The 15,279-nt window shown below is 70.5% G+C and carries 22 protein-coding genes and 1 pseudogene; 10 read left to right on the top strand and 13 right to left on the bottom strand.

What is annotated here, in order from left to right; translation table 11 throughout:
- Positions 1 to 21 precede the first annotated feature (21 nt).
- The 5 genes from ACQP0U_RS26815 to ACQP0U_RS26795 all read right to left on the bottom strand — a co-directional run bounded on the left by ACQP0U_RS26815 (position 22) and on the right by ACQP0U_RS26795 (position 2,431).
- A complete protein-coding gene (locus tag ACQP0U_RS26815) occupies positions 22 to 516 on the bottom strand; it encodes a TspO/MBR family protein (protein ID WP_433312254.1) in 495 nt (164 codons plus the stop codon).
- 137 nt (positions 517 to 653) lie between these two features.
- Positions 654 to 797: a GPGG-motif small membrane protein gene (locus tag ACQP0U_RS26810; RefSeq protein ID WP_007464364.1), complete on the bottom strand. Its 144-nt coding sequence runs from the start codon at positions 795 to 797 to the stop codon at positions 654 to 656.
- A complete protein-coding gene (locus tag ACQP0U_RS26805) occupies positions 788 to 1,564 on the bottom strand; it encodes a metallophosphoesterase family protein (protein WP_091405690.1) in 777 nt (258 codons plus the stop codon). The genes ACQP0U_RS26810 and ACQP0U_RS26805 overlap by 10 nt, the downstream gene beginning before the upstream one ends.
- Positions 1,565 to 1,574: 10 nt before the next feature.
- Positions 1,575 to 1,850 carry a hypothetical protein gene (locus ACQP0U_RS26800; RefSeq protein ID WP_433312251.1) on the bottom strand — a complete coding sequence of 92 codons (276 nt, stop codon included), beginning with the start codon at positions 1,848 to 1,850 and terminating at the stop codon, positions 1,575 to 1,577.
- A complete protein-coding gene (locus ACQP0U_RS26795) occupies positions 1,847 to 2,431 on the bottom strand; it encodes a nucleotidyltransferase (RefSeq protein ID WP_433312249.1) in 585 nt (194 codons plus the stop codon). Before ACQP0U_RS26795 ends, ACQP0U_RS26800 begins: the two co-directional genes overlap by 4 nt.
- Before the next feature lie 182 nt (positions 2,432 to 2,613).
- On the opposite strand from ACQP0U_RS26795, the gene ACQP0U_RS26790 reads away from it, so the two are divergent.
- Entirely contained in the window at positions 2,614 to 3,282 is a 669-nt protein-coding gene (locus ACQP0U_RS26790) for a dTMP kinase (RefSeq protein ID WP_433321185.1), read from the top strand.
- Here ACQP0U_RS26790 and ACQP0U_RS26785 read toward each other — a convergent pair.
- Positions 3,267 to 3,958, bottom strand: a pseudogene (locus tag ACQP0U_RS26785) (SDR family NAD(P)-dependent oxidoreductase). The gene ACQP0U_RS26790 and the pseudogene ACQP0U_RS26785 sit on opposite strands and share 16 nt — an antisense overlap.
- 163 nt (positions 3,959 to 4,121) lie before the next feature.
- On the opposite strand from ACQP0U_RS26785, the gene ACQP0U_RS26780 reads away from it, so the two are divergent.
- From ACQP0U_RS26780 to ACQP0U_RS26765, 4 genes are all read left to right on the top strand, one after another.
- Entirely contained in the window at positions 4,122 to 5,138 is a 1,017-nt protein-coding gene (locus ACQP0U_RS26780; protein WP_433312246.1) for an NAD-dependent epimerase/dehydratase family protein, read from the top strand.
- 75 nt (positions 5,139 to 5,213) lie between these two features.
- Positions 5,214 to 6,128: a MurR/RpiR family transcriptional regulator gene (locus tag ACQP0U_RS26775; protein ID WP_238684507.1), complete on the top strand. Its 915-nt coding sequence runs from the start codon at positions 5,214 to 5,216 to the stop codon at positions 6,126 to 6,128.
- On the top strand, positions 6,125 to 7,066 hold the full coding sequence (murQ, locus tag ACQP0U_RS26770; RefSeq protein WP_433312243.1) for an N-acetylmuramic acid 6-phosphate etherase: 942 nt from the start codon (positions 6,125 to 6,127) through the stop codon (positions 7,064 to 7,066). The genes ACQP0U_RS26775 and murQ overlap by 4 nt, the downstream gene beginning before the upstream one ends.
- 377 nt (positions 7,067 to 7,443) lie before the next feature.
- Entirely contained in the window at positions 7,444 to 8,433 is a 990-nt protein-coding gene (locus tag ACQP0U_RS26765) for a sigma-70 family RNA polymerase sigma factor (protein WP_196919428.1), read from the top strand.
- A gap of 72 nt (positions 8,434 to 8,505) precedes the next feature.
- Here the strand turns inward: ACQP0U_RS26765 and ACQP0U_RS26760 are convergent, their stop codons facing one another.
- The gene (locus tag ACQP0U_RS26760; protein ID WP_433312241.1) at positions 8,506 to 9,483 is read right to left on the bottom strand and encodes an NlpC/P60 family protein; all 978 of its coding nucleotides are present in this window, start codon (positions 9,481 to 9,483) and stop codon (positions 8,506 to 8,508) included.
- 500 nt (positions 9,484 to 9,983) lie between these two features.
- On the opposite strand from ACQP0U_RS26760, the gene ACQP0U_RS26755 reads away from it, so the two are divergent.
- Both ACQP0U_RS26755 and ACQP0U_RS26750 read left to right on the top strand, forming a co-directional pair.
- The gene (locus ACQP0U_RS26755) at positions 9,984 to 10,505 is read left to right on the top strand and encodes a DUF6232 family protein (RefSeq protein ID WP_433312238.1); all 522 of its coding nucleotides are present in this window, start codon (positions 9,984 to 9,986) and stop codon (positions 10,503 to 10,505) included.
- A 16-nt stretch (positions 10,506 to 10,521) separates the two neighbouring features.
- Positions 10,522 to 10,647: a hypothetical protein gene (locus tag ACQP0U_RS26750; RefSeq protein WP_433312236.1), complete on the top strand. Its 126-nt coding sequence runs from the start codon at positions 10,522 to 10,524 to the stop codon at positions 10,645 to 10,647.
- A 21-nt stretch (positions 10,648 to 10,668) separates the two neighbouring features.
- On the opposite strand, the gene ACQP0U_RS26745 is transcribed toward ACQP0U_RS26750, so the two are convergent.
- Together ACQP0U_RS26745 and ACQP0U_RS26740 are read right to left on the bottom strand one after the other, a co-directional pair.
- Entirely contained in the window at positions 10,669 to 10,995 is a 327-nt protein-coding gene (locus ACQP0U_RS26745) for a DUF3817 domain-containing protein (protein WP_433312233.1), read from the bottom strand.
- Between the two features lie 25 nt (positions 10,996 to 11,020).
- The gene (locus ACQP0U_RS26740) at positions 11,021 to 11,443 is read right to left on the bottom strand and encodes a hypothetical protein (RefSeq protein WP_433312230.1); all 423 of its coding nucleotides are present in this window, start codon (positions 11,441 to 11,443) and stop codon (positions 11,021 to 11,023) included.
- Between the two features lie 131 nt (positions 11,444 to 11,574).
- On the opposite strand from ACQP0U_RS26740, the gene ACQP0U_RS26735 reads away from it, so the two are divergent.
- The 3 genes from ACQP0U_RS26735 to ACQP0U_RS26725 are packed head-to-tail and all read left to right on the top strand — an operon-like array spanning position 11,575 to position 12,848.
- Entirely contained in the window at positions 11,575 to 11,916 is a 342-nt protein-coding gene (locus ACQP0U_RS26735; protein WP_433321182.1) for a DUF6158 family protein, read from the top strand.
- Positions 11,916 to 12,254, top strand: a complete 339-nt coding sequence (locus ACQP0U_RS26730) for a hypothetical protein (RefSeq protein ID WP_433312228.1) — start codon at positions 11,916 to 11,918, stop codon at positions 12,252 to 12,254. The genes ACQP0U_RS26735 and ACQP0U_RS26730 overlap by 1 nt, the downstream gene beginning before the upstream one ends.
- 54 nt (positions 12,255 to 12,308) lie before the next feature.
- A complete protein-coding gene (locus ACQP0U_RS26725; RefSeq protein ID WP_184177957.1) occupies positions 12,309 to 12,848 on the top strand; it encodes a DUF1360 domain-containing protein in 540 nt (179 codons plus the stop codon).
- A 56-nt stretch (positions 12,849 to 12,904) separates the two neighbouring features.
- On the opposite strand, the gene ACQP0U_RS26720 is transcribed toward ACQP0U_RS26725, so the two are convergent.
- The 4 genes from ACQP0U_RS26720 to ACQP0U_RS26705 all read right to left on the bottom strand — a co-directional run bounded on the left by ACQP0U_RS26720 (position 12,905) and on the right by ACQP0U_RS26705 (position 15,068).
- A complete protein-coding gene (locus ACQP0U_RS26720) occupies positions 12,905 to 13,099 on the bottom strand; it encodes a hypothetical protein (protein WP_433312225.1) in 195 nt (64 codons plus the stop codon).
- Between the two features lie 23 nt (positions 13,100 to 13,122).
- Complete coding sequence (locus ACQP0U_RS26715; RefSeq protein WP_433321179.1) at positions 13,123 to 13,356, bottom strand: hypothetical protein; 234 nt, start codon at positions 13,354 to 13,356, stop codon at positions 13,123 to 13,125.
- Positions 13,357 to 13,408: 52 nt separating this feature from the next.
- Positions 13,409 to 14,092, bottom strand: a complete 684-nt coding sequence (locus ACQP0U_RS26710; RefSeq protein ID WP_433312222.1) for an SDR family NAD(P)-dependent oxidoreductase — start codon at positions 14,090 to 14,092, stop codon at positions 13,409 to 13,411.
- Between the two features lie 121 nt (positions 14,093 to 14,213).
- A complete protein-coding gene (locus ACQP0U_RS26705) occupies positions 14,214 to 15,068 on the bottom strand; it encodes a helix-turn-helix domain-containing protein (RefSeq protein ID WP_433321176.1) in 855 nt (284 codons plus the stop codon).
- Positions 15,069 to 15,279: the final 211 nt, after the last annotated feature.

Here is a 15,279-nt window from a genome sequence, read left to right as displayed (position 1 = left end):
CCGCCCCCGGGGACCGGTTGGTCAGTTGTTGAGCTGCCAGATCGACAGGTTCAAGGCGGCCGCGAAGGTGACCCAGGCCCAGTACGGCAGCAGCAGCGCCGCCGCCACCCGGGACACCCGGGCGAACAGCACCACTGTCAGGCCGATCGCCAGCCACATCAGCACGATCTCGGCGAACGCCAACCCGTACTGCCCCGCGCCGAAGAACAGCGGGGTCCAGATCGCGTTGAGCACCAGTTGGGCGGTCCACGCCCAGAGGGCGGGGGAGAAGCCGACCCGCCGCCACACCAGCCAGCCGGCCACCGCGATCAGCGCGTAGAGCAGAGACCAGACCGGGCCGAAGAGCCACGAGGGCGGGGCCCAGCCGGGCTGCCGCAGGCTCGCGTACTCGTCGGTGGTGCCCTGTACGCCCAGTCCGCCGATCGCGGCCGCGACGAAGACCGCCGCCGCGAAGCCGGCAAGGGCCCACCATGATCGCCGGCCGGAGGCCGCTGGCGCACCCCGAGATGTCTCCATGGTCGAGATATTTCCACCCGACGAAGGGATCGAACGCCACAAAAACGCCGGGATCGCTGCGGCCGGTGCTCCTGTCGGGAGGACGAAGCTCCGGTCGCGGCGACCCCGGCGGGTCCCGGTACTACGGCTGACGAACGCTAATTGAAGATGCTGACACCACCCGGGCCGACCAACAGCCCGACGACGATGAGGACGATGCCCCACAGGATCTGCCGGCGGAACAGCGCGAGGATGCCGGCGACCACGAGTACGACTGCGAGAATCCAGAGAATCAGCTCCATGACCTCTGACTACCCGACTGGCCGATCGGGGAAACCTGGTCGGTGTCGAGTTGATCGCCAACGTGAAACACGCTGTACGCCTGCTTGATCACGGGGTGCGCGACGTTGCGGACGCGTACCCCTCCGGGGGTCGTGCCGCGCTCGGTGCCGGCGTGCGCGTGCCCGTGCACGGCCAACGCCGTGGGCGCCGAGTCGATCGCCTGCCCCAACTGGTACGACCCGAGGAACGGGTAGATCTCCAGCGGCTCTCCGGCCAGCGTGTCCGGCACCGGTGAATAGTGGGTGAGCGCGACGAGCATGTCGCAGTCCAGTGAGCGCAGCGCCGCACCGAGACGGTCCGCGCTGTCGGTGGTGGTGCGGACGAAGGCCTTCATCTCCGGCTCGCCGAAGTCACTCGCGCACCGCCCGGCGAACCCGCCGCCGAAGCCCTTGACGCCGGCGATGCCGAGCCGACCGCCCGCGCAGTCCAGCACGACCCCGTTGCCCTCCAGCACGGTGATGCCCGCGTCCTCCAGCACCTTGACCACCTGTGGCACCTGGTCACACTGGTGGTCGTGGTTGCCGAGCACTGTCACCACCGGTACGGCCAACCCACCGAACTCCTCTGCCACGCAGCGCGCCTCGGCCTCGGTGCCATGCCGGGTCAGGTCCCCGGCCAGCAGCAGAACGTCGGCGCACTCCGGCAGCTCCTCCAACGCCGGTCGGAACCGGCCGACCACGTCCTCGTCCAGATGCACGTCGCCCACAGCGGCGATCCGGATCACCATGGAACCTCCCTCAGGGCAGTTGCTCGATCTCCGTGGGCGCCTGGGCGCGGATCACCCCGATGTCACTGGTGATCGGCACGTCCGGGAAGCGCTCAGACACCCGACGCAGGATCTCCTCCCGCCGGTGCGCGCTCTCCACCTCGCCGTAGAGCACGAGGGCGCGTTCCCGCCGAACCACTGTGATCCCCTGTTCGGCGACGGCAGGGTCCTCGACGAGCAACCGTTGGATCTCCGCTTCGACGTACTCGTCCGGTGGCGCGGCGCCGATGTCGCGATCGTGGGTCACGATGTCCCCTCTCCTGGCTGGGTGCCGGCGGCCGGCACCACCTCCAGCCGGTCCAGCAGCACCAGGAACGCCTCGGCGTACGGCGAGTGCTGCGTCTCCTTGCGTACCCGTTCCCAGTCGATCTGCTCCCGCAGCGAGCGGGCCAGCGGCAGACCGCGGGCGAAGTCGCAGTAGTGCTGGGAGAAGCTGAGCAGTTTGTGCACCATCAGCTGGCTGGCGGACAGCACCGGCATGTGGATCGCGTCCACCGGGCGGACGACCGTGTCGGCGAACGTCTCCTCGGTCACCGGCGTCTCGATGGGCCGGTGGATCAGGTCCACCATCCGGCCGTCGTCGAAGACCTTCACGAGCCAGTCCTCCGGTGGGCGCTCGGCGACGAAGCCGGCGGCCACCAGAGCCTCCAGCGCCTGCTCGACGTCGGCCTCCCGGATCAGGAAGTCGACGTCGTGATCGCTGGAGTGGCCCCCGTGGGCGTAGACGGCGAAGCTGCCGCCCAGGGCGAACGGAATCTCGGACTGCTTGAGCACGGCGGCGACCTTCTTGAGGGTGTGCACAAGACTCTCGTCCCCGCGCTCAGCCATCTGGTTCCTCCGTCGTCGTGTTGGTGGACCGGCGGTTGGATTTCAAACTCCGGTACCCGGCATTCCGGTCGGCCACACCTGCCGGTGTCGCGGTCGGGCGTCAACAGGGATGAACCATCACAAACCTCGCGGAGCAGGTGCGTGGGTCGGATAACCTGTGGAGAGTGGCCAGATCATCGGGGATGCGACGACGCAAGGCCCGATTGCGCACCGTCGCCCTGATCGGCATCGACGGTTCGGGCAAGACCACTCAGGCACACCGGCTGGCCGACGCGTTGAACGCCGCCGGGCGCCCCGCCACCTACCGCCGTAACGCCAGTGGTCGGCGCTGGCTCGGCCGGCTCGCCCACCGACTCGGCCGGCCGGACGCGCAACGCCTCGTCGGGCGTGACGGCGTGCTGGCCGTGGAGTCGGTGCTGCGCTGGCTGGCCATCGCCGTCGCCCTGATCAGCTGCCTGCTCACCGGCCGGACAGCGGTGATGGACCGCTACTCGGCCTGCCAGTACGCGAGCATCCGGGCGCACGGAGGGCAGCGCTGGGAGCGGCTCGCCCGGGCCGGTTACCGGCTCTTCCCGACGCCGCAGGTGACCTTCCTGCTCGCCGTCGACCCGGCGGAGGCGTACCGGCGCATCGAGGAGCGCGGCACCGACCACGAGACGATGGGGTGGCTGACCGCCGCCGACACCGCCTACCGGGCACTGCCCGAATACCCCAGCTTCGTGCTGGTGGACGCGGGCCGCCCGGCCGAGGAGGTGACCGAGCAGATCCAGGCGCACCTGGAGACCTGGCTGCCGCCGTCCGCGTCGGCCGGGGACGACCTCGGCCCGATGGTGGCTCAGGCCCGCCCGTAGACCGGAACGGTGGCGCCACTGGTCGGGGCGGACTCGGCCGACGCGAGGAACCGGATCACCGGCGCGATCTCGTCCGGAGTCACCCAGCGGGAATGGTCGGCGTCGGGCTGGGCCGCCCGGTTCGCCGGGGTGTCGATGACGCTGGGCAGTACCGTGTTGCAGCGCACGTGCTGCGACCGGTACTCCACCGCCACCGCGTTGGCGAAGGCCAGCACCGCCGCCTTGGCCGTCGAGTAGCCGGCCGCGCCGCGGAACGGGGCGACCGCCGCGCGGGCCGAGACGCAGACCACCGCGCCGCCGCCGGCCGCCACCAGGTGCGGCAGCGCGGCCTGGGTGACCAGGTAGGTCGGCCGCAGGTTGACGGTGAGCATCCGCTCGAACTCCTCGACCGGGGTCTCGTGCACCAGCCCGCCGCTGGCGTACCCCCGACGAGGTTGACCACGGCGCGCAGCGGTGCCGCCGGGTTTCCGGCGGCGGCCTCGACCGCCTGCGCCGCGCCCGCCGGATCGCCCAGGTCCGCGACGACCCGGACCAGTCCGGCCGCCGCCTGCTCCGACCCGGGCCGGGCTTTCCGCTCCGGTACGACCACCCGCCAGCCCGCCTCGACGAACGCGGCGACGACAGCCCCGCCGAGCCCACCGGAACCTCCGGTCACCAAAACGCTGCGCCCTGCCATGAACCCCACGCTAGTGCCCCCGCCCCGTCCCCCGCGCCCCGCTGCGTCGATCATGAAGTTGTTGCCGCTTGGATCGGCGTGTCGCGGCAACAACTTCATGATCGCCGTCTGCCCTGGGCAGACGGGTTGGGTTGTGTGGACTCCGGGGGCGCAGGATCGGTTCATGCGGATCCTGATTCTTGGTGGCACGCGGTTCCTTGGCCGGGAGACGGCCCGGCTCGCCGTCGCGCAGGGGCACGAGGTGACCTGCGCGGCCCGGGGCGTGTCCGGCGTCGTGCCGGCCGGCGCGCGGTTCGTGGCGGCCGACCGCGACGATCCGGAGGCGCTCGTCCCGCTCGCCGACGCGGGCTTCGACGCCGTGATCGACGTGACCCGCCAGATCAGCCACGCCCGGCACGCGCTCGCCGCGCTTGCCGACCATGTCGGCCACTGGTCGTTCGTGTCGACGATCTCGGTGTACGCGGACCACACCACCCCGGGCCGGACCGTGGCGGACGCGCCGGTGCTGGCACCGGCGCCGCCGGACGTGGACGGTCCGATCGGCCCGGATCACCGCTGGTACGGCGAGTGCAAGGTGAGCATCGAGGAGCTGGTCCGCGAGCGGGTCGGAGTGGACCGTTCGTTCATCTGTCGAGCGGGGCTGATCGTCGGCGCTGAGGACCCGAGCGACCGTTTCCCGTACTGGGTGCGGCGGCTGTCGGCAGGCGGCGAGGTGCTGGCCCCCGGGCGCCCGACCGACCGGGTGCAGTTCGTGGACGTCGCCGATCTGGCGCGCTGGTTGCTGCACGCCGCCGGCACCCGCCTCGGCGGCACGTACGACGGCAGCGGTCCGGCGATGTCCCGGGCCGAGATGTTGGCCGGGGTGGCTGCCGGGGTGGGCGTCGCCGATCCGGTCCTGACCTGGGTCGATCAGGAGTTCCTGGTGTCCCAGGACGTACGCGAGTGGTCGGGGGAGCGGGCGCTGCCGCTCTGGGTACGACTGCCGGAGAACGCTGGCCTGATGGACCGGGACGTCCGGCCGGCCCTGGACGCCGGACTGACGGTCCGTCCGCTGGTCGACACCGTTCGGGCGACCGCGTCCTGGATGGCCGCGCACCCGGCGGCCGTCCGGCAGGGTGGACTCGACCCGGCGGATGAGGCGGCGATCCTGGGGAAGTGGCAGGCTGTGCAGGACCGGTGATCCTGGCGATCGAAGTTTCCCCCACCTCGGACAGTCATAGTTGACGCTCACGCTTGGTGAAAGTAAGTTTCATCCGTGGCGAAGAGTCCGAAGATTTCTGCGAGTCACGAGCCCGGTGGGCTGATCGTCCACATCAGCGGGCTGTTGCCATCGCTGTCGCCCGCCGAGCAGCGGGTCGCCCGGCTGGTCGTCTCCGACCCGGCGGCCGCCGCCCGGCGGACAATCACCGACCTCGCAACCGCCGCCGAGACATCGGAGGCGACAGTCATCCGGTTCTGCCGTTCGGTGGGCATGGACGGCTACCCCCAGCTGCGCATCCGCCTCGCCGCCGAGGCCGCCCGCCGGATCGAGCCACCGGACGCCCGAGTGGTCGGCGGTGACATCCCGCCCGGTGCCGACCTCGCCCAGATCATCGCCACCATCGCGTTCAACGACGCCCGCGCCGTCGAGGAGACTGCCGAGCAACTCGACCCTGCCATCTGCGAGCAGGTGGTCGAGGCGATCAGCGGCGCCGGTCGGATCGACATCTACGGCGCCGGCGCCAGCGGGTTCGTCGCCTCGGACTTCCAGCAGAAGCTGCACCGCATCGGCCGGATCGCCTTCTACTTCCCGGACGTGCACACCGCGCTGACCTCGGCCGCCCTGCTCGGCCGGGGTGACGTCGCCATCGGCATCTCGCACACCGGCACCACCTCGGACGTGATCGAGGTGCTGGAGCAGGCCCGTACCCGCGGTGCCGCGACAGTGGCGTTGACCAACTTCCCGCGCTCGCCGATCACCGACGTGGCGGACTTCGTGTTGACCACGGCGGCCCGGGAGACCACCTACCGCTCCGGCGCGACGGCCAGCCGACTGGCCCAGCTCACAGTTGTCGACTGCCTCTTCGTCGGGGTGGCCGCCCGCAACCGGGCCCGGGCCCGCAAGGCACTGGAAGCGACAGCCGAGGCGGTCCAGTCGCACCGGGTGGGTGCCAACCGGAGGCGGGCATGACGGCCGGTGCGGAGATGCCCGCACCGCCCGCTCGCCCGACGGTCCGGGTGGGCGCACCCACCGAACGGCGTAACCCGCTCAGCGTCGACCTGGACCTGATGTCGACCCGGGACGTGCTCACCGTGATCAACGAGGCGGACCGGCGGGTGCCGGCGGCGGTCGCCGCGGTGCTCGACGAGATCGCCACCACCGTCGACCTGGCGGTCGAGGCGCTGCGCGGGGGTCACCGGGTGCACTACTTCGGGGCCGGCACCTCCGGCCGACTGGGGGTGCTCGACGCGGCCGAGCTGGCCCCCACCTTCAACTCGCCCCGACACTGGTTCTGCGCACACCTCGCGGGGGGCCCGGACGCCATGTGGCGGGCCGTTGAGGACGCCGAGGACGACGACCGGGGCGGCGCGGTCGAGGCCGCCAGTTGTGTACGTGCCGGGGACCTGGTGGTCGGTCTGGCGGCCAGCGGACGCACGCCGTACGTCCTCGGGGCGCTCGCCGCAGCCCGCGCGAAGGGCGCTTCGACGGTGCTGCTCTGCGCCAATCCGGAGGCGGAGGCCGCCCGGTCGGTCGACGTGTTCATCGGGGTGGACACCGGACCCGAGGTGGTCACCGGGTCGACCCGGATGAAGGCGGGCACAGCACAGAAGTTGGTGCTCAACACGTTCTCGACAGCCGTCATGGTGCGCCTGGGCCGGGTCTACTCGAACCTCATGATCGATATGGTGGCCACCAACGCGAAACTCCGCGGACGAATGATCTCGATTCTGGTCGAGGCGACCGGCTGCTCCGAGGAGATCTCCCGCCGGGCCCTCACCGAGGCCGACGGCGACCTGAAGACGGCGCTCGTCTCCCTCGTCTCGGGCGCCGAGATCGACGCCGCCCGGGCCGCGCTGGCCCGCTCGGCCGATCAGGTGCGCGGCGCCCTCGCCCTGCTCGCCTCCTAGCGCCAGCCGCCCCGGGAAGCGAACGGGGCCTCGGATTGTTCATCTGGCCGGGGGGTAATAACACCCCCGTGGATGAACCGACCGGTCCACCGGTGCGTATTTGGCAGTGACCAGGATCGCACTGCAGTGGTGACCCGGGTCGCTGTGCCCCCGCGGCGGGCGGTGTTGCCATGGTGCGGTAACCCGTACGTGGTGCCCAGTGGCGAGCCACCCGATGGGGTGCTGACAGCAAACATGGACCGTGCTCTCAGCTACTACTCAGGCATTCGTGACACTTTCGACTCACGACGAGGAATCCCCGACACGTCTCATCTGTTGTGTAGGTGTCAGCACCGATGGGCACAGCAGAAGTTACCAGGGGCTGACAGGCGTGGGGAATGGCAAGGAACCGGGCAACCGGCGCGAGCGAGGGGACCGTGGGCAACGTGGACAAGAACATCGGCATGCGAACCGACGAGGTTGCCGAGGAGCGCGACCTGGTCGGCGTCTACCTGCACGAGATCTCCCGGACGCCACTGCTGGACGCCGCCAAGGAGGTCGATCTCTCCAAGGCGATCGAGGCCGGCCTCTACGCCGAGCACCTGCTCGGTGAGGAAGCCGTTCCCGCCGGTGTCGACCGGGCCGACCTGGAGTGGCTGGTCGTCGAGGGGGAGCGGGCGAAGGACCTCTTCATCCGCGCCAACCTCCGGCTGGTCGTGTCGATCGCCCGGCGCTACGTGCGCTCGGGGATGCCCATGCTGGACCTGATCCAGGAGGGCAACACCGGCCTCGTCCGGGCGGTCGAGAAGTTCGACTACGAGCGCGGCTACAAATTCTCCACCTACGCCACCTGGTGGATCCGGCAGGCGATCAGCCGGGCGATCGCCCAGCAGGAGCGCACCGTCCGTCTGCCGGTGCACCTGGTGGAGGACGTCAACCGGATGCGCAACGTGGCTCGGCAGCTGACCCGTGAGTTGGGCAGCGACCCGGAGCCGGAGCAGATCGCCACCGCCCTCGGCGTCACCGTCGAGCGGGTGAACGAGCTGCGCCGCTGGTCGCAGGACACCGTTTCGCTGGACACCCCGGTGGGCGACGACGGCGACACGAACCTCGGTGACCTGGTCGCCGACAGCGACGCCCCGTCGCCGGAGGACATCGTCCTCAGCGGCCTGGAGCGGCAGCGCATCGAGGGGCTGCTCAACCACCTGGACGACAGGTCCGCCGGCATCATGCGAGCCCGCTACGGGCTGGAGGACGGCCGGGAGCACTCGCTCACCGAGGTCGCGTCCCGCTTCTCGCTGTCCCGCGAGCGGATCCGGCAGCTCGAGATCCAGGCCCTCGGCCGGCTCCGTGAGCTGGCCCGGGCAGAGGGGCTGCAGGCAGCCTGACCTGGTAGTAATGACGGCGAACGGCCGGCGTCCGATAGGGGGACGCCGGCCGTTCGCCGTTGCCGGTCGTGGTTAGCGGACCCGGCCGTAACCCTGGATGGACATCATGTTCATCCCACGCTTGAGCACGTTGCGACCGGCGCTGGGTGCGTCGATCACCTGGCCGTCGCCCACGTAGAGGGCGACGTGCCCGAGCCCGCTGTAGAAGACCAGATCGCCGGGGCGTAGGTCGCCCCGCCCGATGTGGGCGACCGCGCTCCACTGCATCCGGGTGTTGTGCGGCAGCGACCTACCGGCCGCCCGCCAGGCCGCCGAGGTCAGCCCGGAACAGTCGTAGCCGTTCGGCCCGTCGGCTGCCCAGACGTACGGCTTGCCGATCGCGCCGAACGCGTAGCGCACAGCGGTGCCGGCAGCACCGGACACGGCGGGAATGTTCTTGGCCTCGGTCGTCGCCGCCTTGGGCTCGGGTCGCTCGGTGGCGGCCCCGTATGCCTGCCGACGCAGCTCGTACAGCTTGGCCAGGTCCTGCTCGATCTGCTTCTTACCCGCCGTGAGTTGGCGAGCCTGTGCGGCCTGCCGGGTCAGCGTGGCGTCCAGGCGGGCCTTCTCGTCGAGCAGCCGCCGCTGGTTGGCGGTGAAACCGGAGATGCTCTCCTGCCGCTGGCGGGTCAACTGCTCGATCGTGCCGAGCCGGTCCAGTAGTGCGGCCGAGCCGCCGGGACGCAGCAGGGCGTCCGCGGTGCGCAGGCCGCCACTCTTGTACGCGGTCGAGGCGAGCTTCGCCACGTCGGCCCGGCTCTGCTCGACCTGCTGCTCGAGCGGGCCGATGCGGGTCTGTAATCGGGCCACCGCGGCCTCGTTTGTCTTGATCTCCTCACGCAGTTTGTTGTACGACTCGACGACCCGCTCCAACTCGGCCGAGGACGTCTCGATCCGGCGGGTCAGGTCGGCGGGGGACGGCTCGGCCTGGGCCACCGCCGTCGGGGCGATCAGCGCGGCCGACATGCCGACCAGCGCCACTGTGCGCAGCAGATTTCTCAGGGATGACAAGAGCGGAAGGCCCCTCTCCCACGGCCGCCGGGGCTGCTGACGCCCTCGACGACACCGGCCGGGGCCATCCGAGCGGACGGCACTGGGCCGGACCGGCTCGCCCAACCTAACCCGGGACGGTTGTCACTCGCAGTTGAAGCAGGGGCGAAAGTTGGGAGAGTTGCGGGCCGTGCCCCTGGGCTGGGTGGCGCCATCGTGGCTGATGACGCCTCCGAACGAGGGAAGAACGCCCCCTTTGCCGCCTATTGACGGATATACGACTTTCGTCGTTCCGGGCGTATGCCGCCGGATTCCTGGCCTCCATAACCGATAAAACCTGAAATGGATGCTGTTTCTCGGCGATGTCACCCGGTCCTCGGGAGCTGTCGGGAGCCCGTAAATGCCCAGGTCGACTGGCGGTGCCGCAACACAATGAAGTCCGGAGCCGGGAATCCCGTCGACAGGTAGCGATGAATGTCACCGGCGGGTCCACTCGGCCAACCGTCCCCGCGGGAGGAACCGTGAATCGTGAAGGCGCACAAACGCGACCGCCGCGAACGGTGCCGGGCGCCCGGCCGACCCTGCTCTACGCGCGGCCCGGCATCATCGTGACCGTCGACAGGTTCACCGTCGGTCGCACCAGTTACCAGGTCGCCGACCTGACCCATCTGCGTACCACCCGGGGCCCGCACGACCGGATCGCCGTCCGGGCCGTCGTCATCACCGCCAGCATGCTCGGCGGCGTGGGAGTGCTCCTCGGCTTCACCGGCGGTCTGCAACGCCTCACCGCCGAGGCGTACCTGATCCTCGGCGCGGTGTTCCTGCTCCCGGCCGCTCTCGCCCTGGTCGGCGATCGCTGGCGCCCACCACCCCACGAGTTGTGGGGCTGGTACCGGGGATCCGAGGTGCTGCTCTTCAGCGCCGACGACGAGCGGCAGTTCGGCCAGGTCACCCGGTCGCTGCTGCGCGCCCGGGAGGTCAACCGCTACGGCAGTTGGGTCGACCCGCTCGCGTCGGCGGACCCGTGGCGGCCCAACCGCTGACAGAAGACTGAAGATCGTGTCGTGGCGGCCCCGGCCGGGCTATCGCGATGTCCTGGACGCTGATTCGGTCGGTCTGGTGTTGACCGTCATCGGGGCCGGTCTGCTGTTCGTGGTGCTCAGGGACAAGGACAGTTGGGCCTGAGCAGGCCGCCAGCCGCCCGGCTCAGCTGGCGACCGGCTCCGGGGTGCGCTCCGTCGGCCGGGTCAGCCACCCGCTGACCCGGCGCTCGGCGTAGAACGACACGAACGGCACGGTGCCGGCCAGCATCACCAGCAGCATCCGCTTCAGCGGCCAGTCGGCTCGGCGGCTCAGGTCGAACGCGGCCACCAGGTAGATCATGTAGAGGAAGCCGTGCGCCGGCCCGATGGTCTCCACGACGACCGGGTTGTCGAACGCGTACTTCAGCGGCATCCCGATCACGACCAGCAGGATCAGCACCACGCCCACGATCCAGGCGATCACGCGGTACCGGGTAAGGGCAGCGCCCACCTTCGTCCGTCCTTCCGAGCCCGGCTCAGCCGGGATAGTCACCGGGCCGGGCGCCCGGATTGGCGTTCAACCATGACAGGTAGTGGTTGTAGGCGGCCAGGTCGGTGTCCTCGACGACATCGCCTGCGGCCGGCACCCGGGACACCCGCACCGGTCGGCGTACCGCCGGTCGGGACCCGGCGGTGACCACCGGCATCGGCTCGGCGGCCGGATCCGCGGGCGGCGCGTCGGCCTCCACCGCCCTGCGGCGGGCCAGCTTCACCTCACGCCACCACACGTAGACCACGAAGCCAGCGAAGATCGGCCACTCGACCGCGTACCCCCAGCTCAGGCTGTTGCCGGCGGTGGCCCGGCTGATCTGCCACCAGCCCAGCCCGAGGAATCCCACGACCAGCACGACCATGGCCACGTGGCGCGCGATCCACGCCGGGGTCCAGAGCCGCCTCATGGCATCGAGGGTACCGGGGGCGCTGCCGGTCTCCGACACCGTGTCGTAGGTGTCGCCTCGGCGGCGTGGTTTGGCATCTCCACGCCTGGGCAATCGTCTAGACGCCAGCCCAAACGAGATCAAGGGGGGCGATCATGACCGGATCGGTACGTGAGGACGGCTTTGCGTCCAGCGGCAGCGCGGAGATGAGCCCGGAGCAGCGAGTGCCCGAGTGGGGTGGCGACCAGGTCGCCGACCCGGCCGGCGCAACCGGTCTCGACGACGACCTGCCCGGCATCGACCCGACGGAGCTGACCGACGAGGACCTGGTCCGCGAGATGCACAGCCTGCACCGCACCCGCCTGGACACCCTGCGGCACGCGGCGGACTCCGCACTCGCCAACCACCTGCGACGCACGGCAGAGCTGGAGACCGAGTACCTGGCCCGCCACCCGGGTCGCGAGGTCGATCCCAGCCGCCTGCGGGACGCGTGATGCCGGCGCGCGCCGTGCGCGGCATGTCCGCGCCACCCGAGGTGGTCTTCAGCACGGCCACCGACCCCGACCGTGCCTCGGCCTGGCTGCCCGAGCCGCTGCGCGGCGACGGCAGCCCCGCCGCGGAGATCAGTGGTGAGGAGCTGCGCGCCCGCTGGGGCGACGGCCACGCCGACGACTGGTCCGCCGAGATTCGGGTCGAGCCGGCGGATTCCGGCGGCGCCCGGATCCAGCTCGACCTGGCCGACGGGTCGGGCGGGCCCGGCCCGGACCAGCTGGCCGACGAGGCGCTCACCAACCTGGCACGCGAGGTCGCCGACAACCTCCAGGCCGGCTGAGCCGGCCAATGCGGGACGCCGCTCCCGCACCACCACGACACGTGAGGAGATCGGGTGAGCGACACTGGCCTGCGACAGAAGGCGACCCGGCTGCGCCGGGCGTACGCGCCGCACGAACACCGGCCGCTCGGCGGCTACCTGGTCGCGATGGGCGCCTACGCCGGGGTGACCGGGGCTCTCGCCGGCCTGGTCAAGGCGACAGGTCGGCCGGTGCCGGAGCGTCCCGCCCCGTCCGACGTGGTGCTGCTCTCCATCGCCACGCACAAGCTGAGCCGGTTGCTGTCCAAGGACGCGGTGACCAGCCCGCTGCGGGCGCCGTTCACCCGCTACGACCGCCCGATCGGCAGCGGCGAGGTGATGGAGCAGGTCCGCGACTCGGGCAGCCCGACCCGGCACGCCATCGGTGAGCTGCTGAGCTGTCCGTTCTGCCTGGCGGTCTGGGTGGCCACCGGGCTGACCGGCGGCCTGGTGCTCGCGCCCCGGCTCACCCGCCTGGTGGCCACCGCGCTGACGGCGGTCGCCGCGTCCGACTTCCTCCAGATGGCGTACGCGACGGCGCAGCAGGCCGCCGAGGGCGGGCACGACGACGACTGACGAGCAGGACACGAAAGGGGGGCCGGCAGACACCGGCCCCCCTTTTGTCGTACGCCTCAGCGCTGCATGCCGGACCAGCCGTGCGGCGACTCCGGCTCCCGTTCGTCCTCGTCCGCCCCGGTGATGATGTCCCGATCCACGGCCGTGCGGTCGTGCTCGTTGGCGAAGTCCGGCTCGGGCGTGGTGTCAGTGCCCTTCGGGGGCTGGCCCAACGCCGGCACCTTCTCGTCATGATCCTCGTGGTTCGACATGTCGGTGTCCCTTCTGCGGTCGCTCAGCCGACCGAGCCGCCCAGCAGGTCGCTGACCTCGTCCACCGAGTACTCACCCTCGGGGAGCGCGTCGATGCGGGCGAGCAGCTCCGGCGGGAGTTCGGCGGCCACCGCCTGGCGGTAGATCTCCGCCTGCTCAACCCGCTCCTGCGCGCGGAAGATGCCGTCGAGCAGGTCGTCGAGTGCCCGGCTGTCCGGCTCGTCGGTCAGTCGTGCGTCGTCGGTCACGTCGATCAGCTACCCGGGGCGGAATCGGTCAAACGTCACGCCGACGGCCCACGTACGGTGCTCACCAGGGCAGCTCCCCTGCTTCGTCCTGGAAGGTCCCCGTCGGCCCGGTCGGCTCCAGGGTCGCCAGGCGTACGACCTGTCGGGCGCTCTCCTCGACCGATCGACCGATCCCGAAGGCGGCGGTCATGTCGGTGGCGGTGGTGCCCGGTTCGAGGGCGTTGAACTTGATGCCCGGCTGCGACTTGGCGTACTGCACCGTGAGCATGGTGGCCGCGGACTTGGACGCCGAGTACAACGCGAGCGACATGCCGAACTCCGGGCGCTCAGGATTGTTAACCGCCCAGAACGATCCGGCGCTGCTGGAGATGGTGACGACGTTGGGGTTCGACGACTTGCGAAGTAGGGGCAGTGCCGCCTCGGTGACGCGCACGATTCCCACCGCGTTGGTGTCGAAGGACCGCAGAGCGGCGGGGCCGTCGAGCCCGGTCTCCAGAATGCCCGCGTTGTGCACCAGGACGTCGAGTCGGCCCTCGGCCGCGTCGATCGTGGCTAGTGCGGTGCGCACGGATGCATCGTCGGTGACGTCGAGCTGGACGAATCGCGCTCCGAGCGCCGCGGCGGCCTTCTCGCCCCGCTCGACATCACGCGCGCCGATGTAGACGACATGCCCCAGCTCCAGAAGCTGTTTGGCGGTCTCGAAGCCGATGCCCTTGTTGGCGCCGGTGATCAGGGTGACAGTCATGTCCGTCCTCTCGGGGTACATGACCCGAACGGGCCGTGCTGAACGCTATGCGCGGCACGTCGCCGTACCCAGAGCCCTGTGGAGCCCGGGGTCTGGGAGGACCCCCGCTGACCGCGTCTCCTCAGGTGCCGGCCGGCGAGACCGCCGGTGCTGCCCTGCGGGCGACGTGCAGGCCCGCGGAGGCGAGGAGGGCCAGCTTCTCGGCGTTGCTCGACCCGGCGTCGGGGTGATAGACGACGAGCATCAGGCCCTCCGCTCCGGCGATGCTCAACCGTTCACGGTTGAGGATGAGCTCCCCGACCTGCGGATGATGGAGCCGAATCGGCGTCCCACGCTGTCCGCGTACTTCGTGGCGCGCCCAGAGCTGGCGAAACCGGGCGCTCGCCAACGAGAGCTCTCCGGTGAGTTCGATGAAGCGCGGGTCGTCTATGTCGGTGCCCACGGCCTGTCGCAGGTTCGCGATGAAGCACTCGGTGATGTTTTCCCAGTCCGGATGCAGTGCTTGCTCGGCGGGGTTCAGGAACAGATCCCTGAGCTGATTGCCGCCTTCGGCAAGGCTTGGGGAGAGCGCTCTGGCGAGGCTGTTCGAGGCAAGGATGTCGAAATACCGTCCCTCGATGAAGGCCGGCTGGACGAGGGAGCCCAGGAGTTTGAGCGCACCAGCCGGAACGGTTTCCCTACGCGGTCGACGTCTGCGCTTTCGAGGAGTGTCCGCAACCAGCTTCAGCAGGTAGGCCAGGTGCTCGTCGTCGAGCTGGAGTACGCGTGCGATGGACTCGAGCACCTGCACGGACGGGTTGCGGTCGCGGCCGCGCTCCAGGCGCAGGTAGTAGTCCGCGCTGACGCCGGCGAGCATGGCGACCTCCTCGCGGCGCAGGCCCGGCACACGTCGCACGCCCACGTCGGGGACGCCGGCCTGCTGAGGTGTCACCAATGCCCGTCGAGCACTCAGAAACGCGCCAAGGTCGTTCGACATCTCGCTCACAGAATCAATCGTATGACCGGGAGAGACTGTTGACGGGGGCCCTGTCGCACCCCCCGTTGCAGCGGGACCGGGGCAACGCGCGCTGCCCGGCCACCCACGTACGGACAGCGCCGCCCCCGGCCTTGTGGGCCGGGGGCGGCGCTGGTGTCGGTGTGCAGGTCGCCTCTCGGCGAGTGGCACTACGCGGCTCCAGCCGGACGGT

Origin of the sequence: Micromonospora sp. CA-269861, from assembly GCF_050948505.1 — a bacterium.
In the GTDB taxonomy this organism is placed as follows: Bacteria; Actinomycetota; Actinomycetes; order Mycobacteriales; family Micromonosporaceae; genus Micromonospora.
This window is presented reverse-complemented; position numbering and strand designations above follow the sequence as displayed.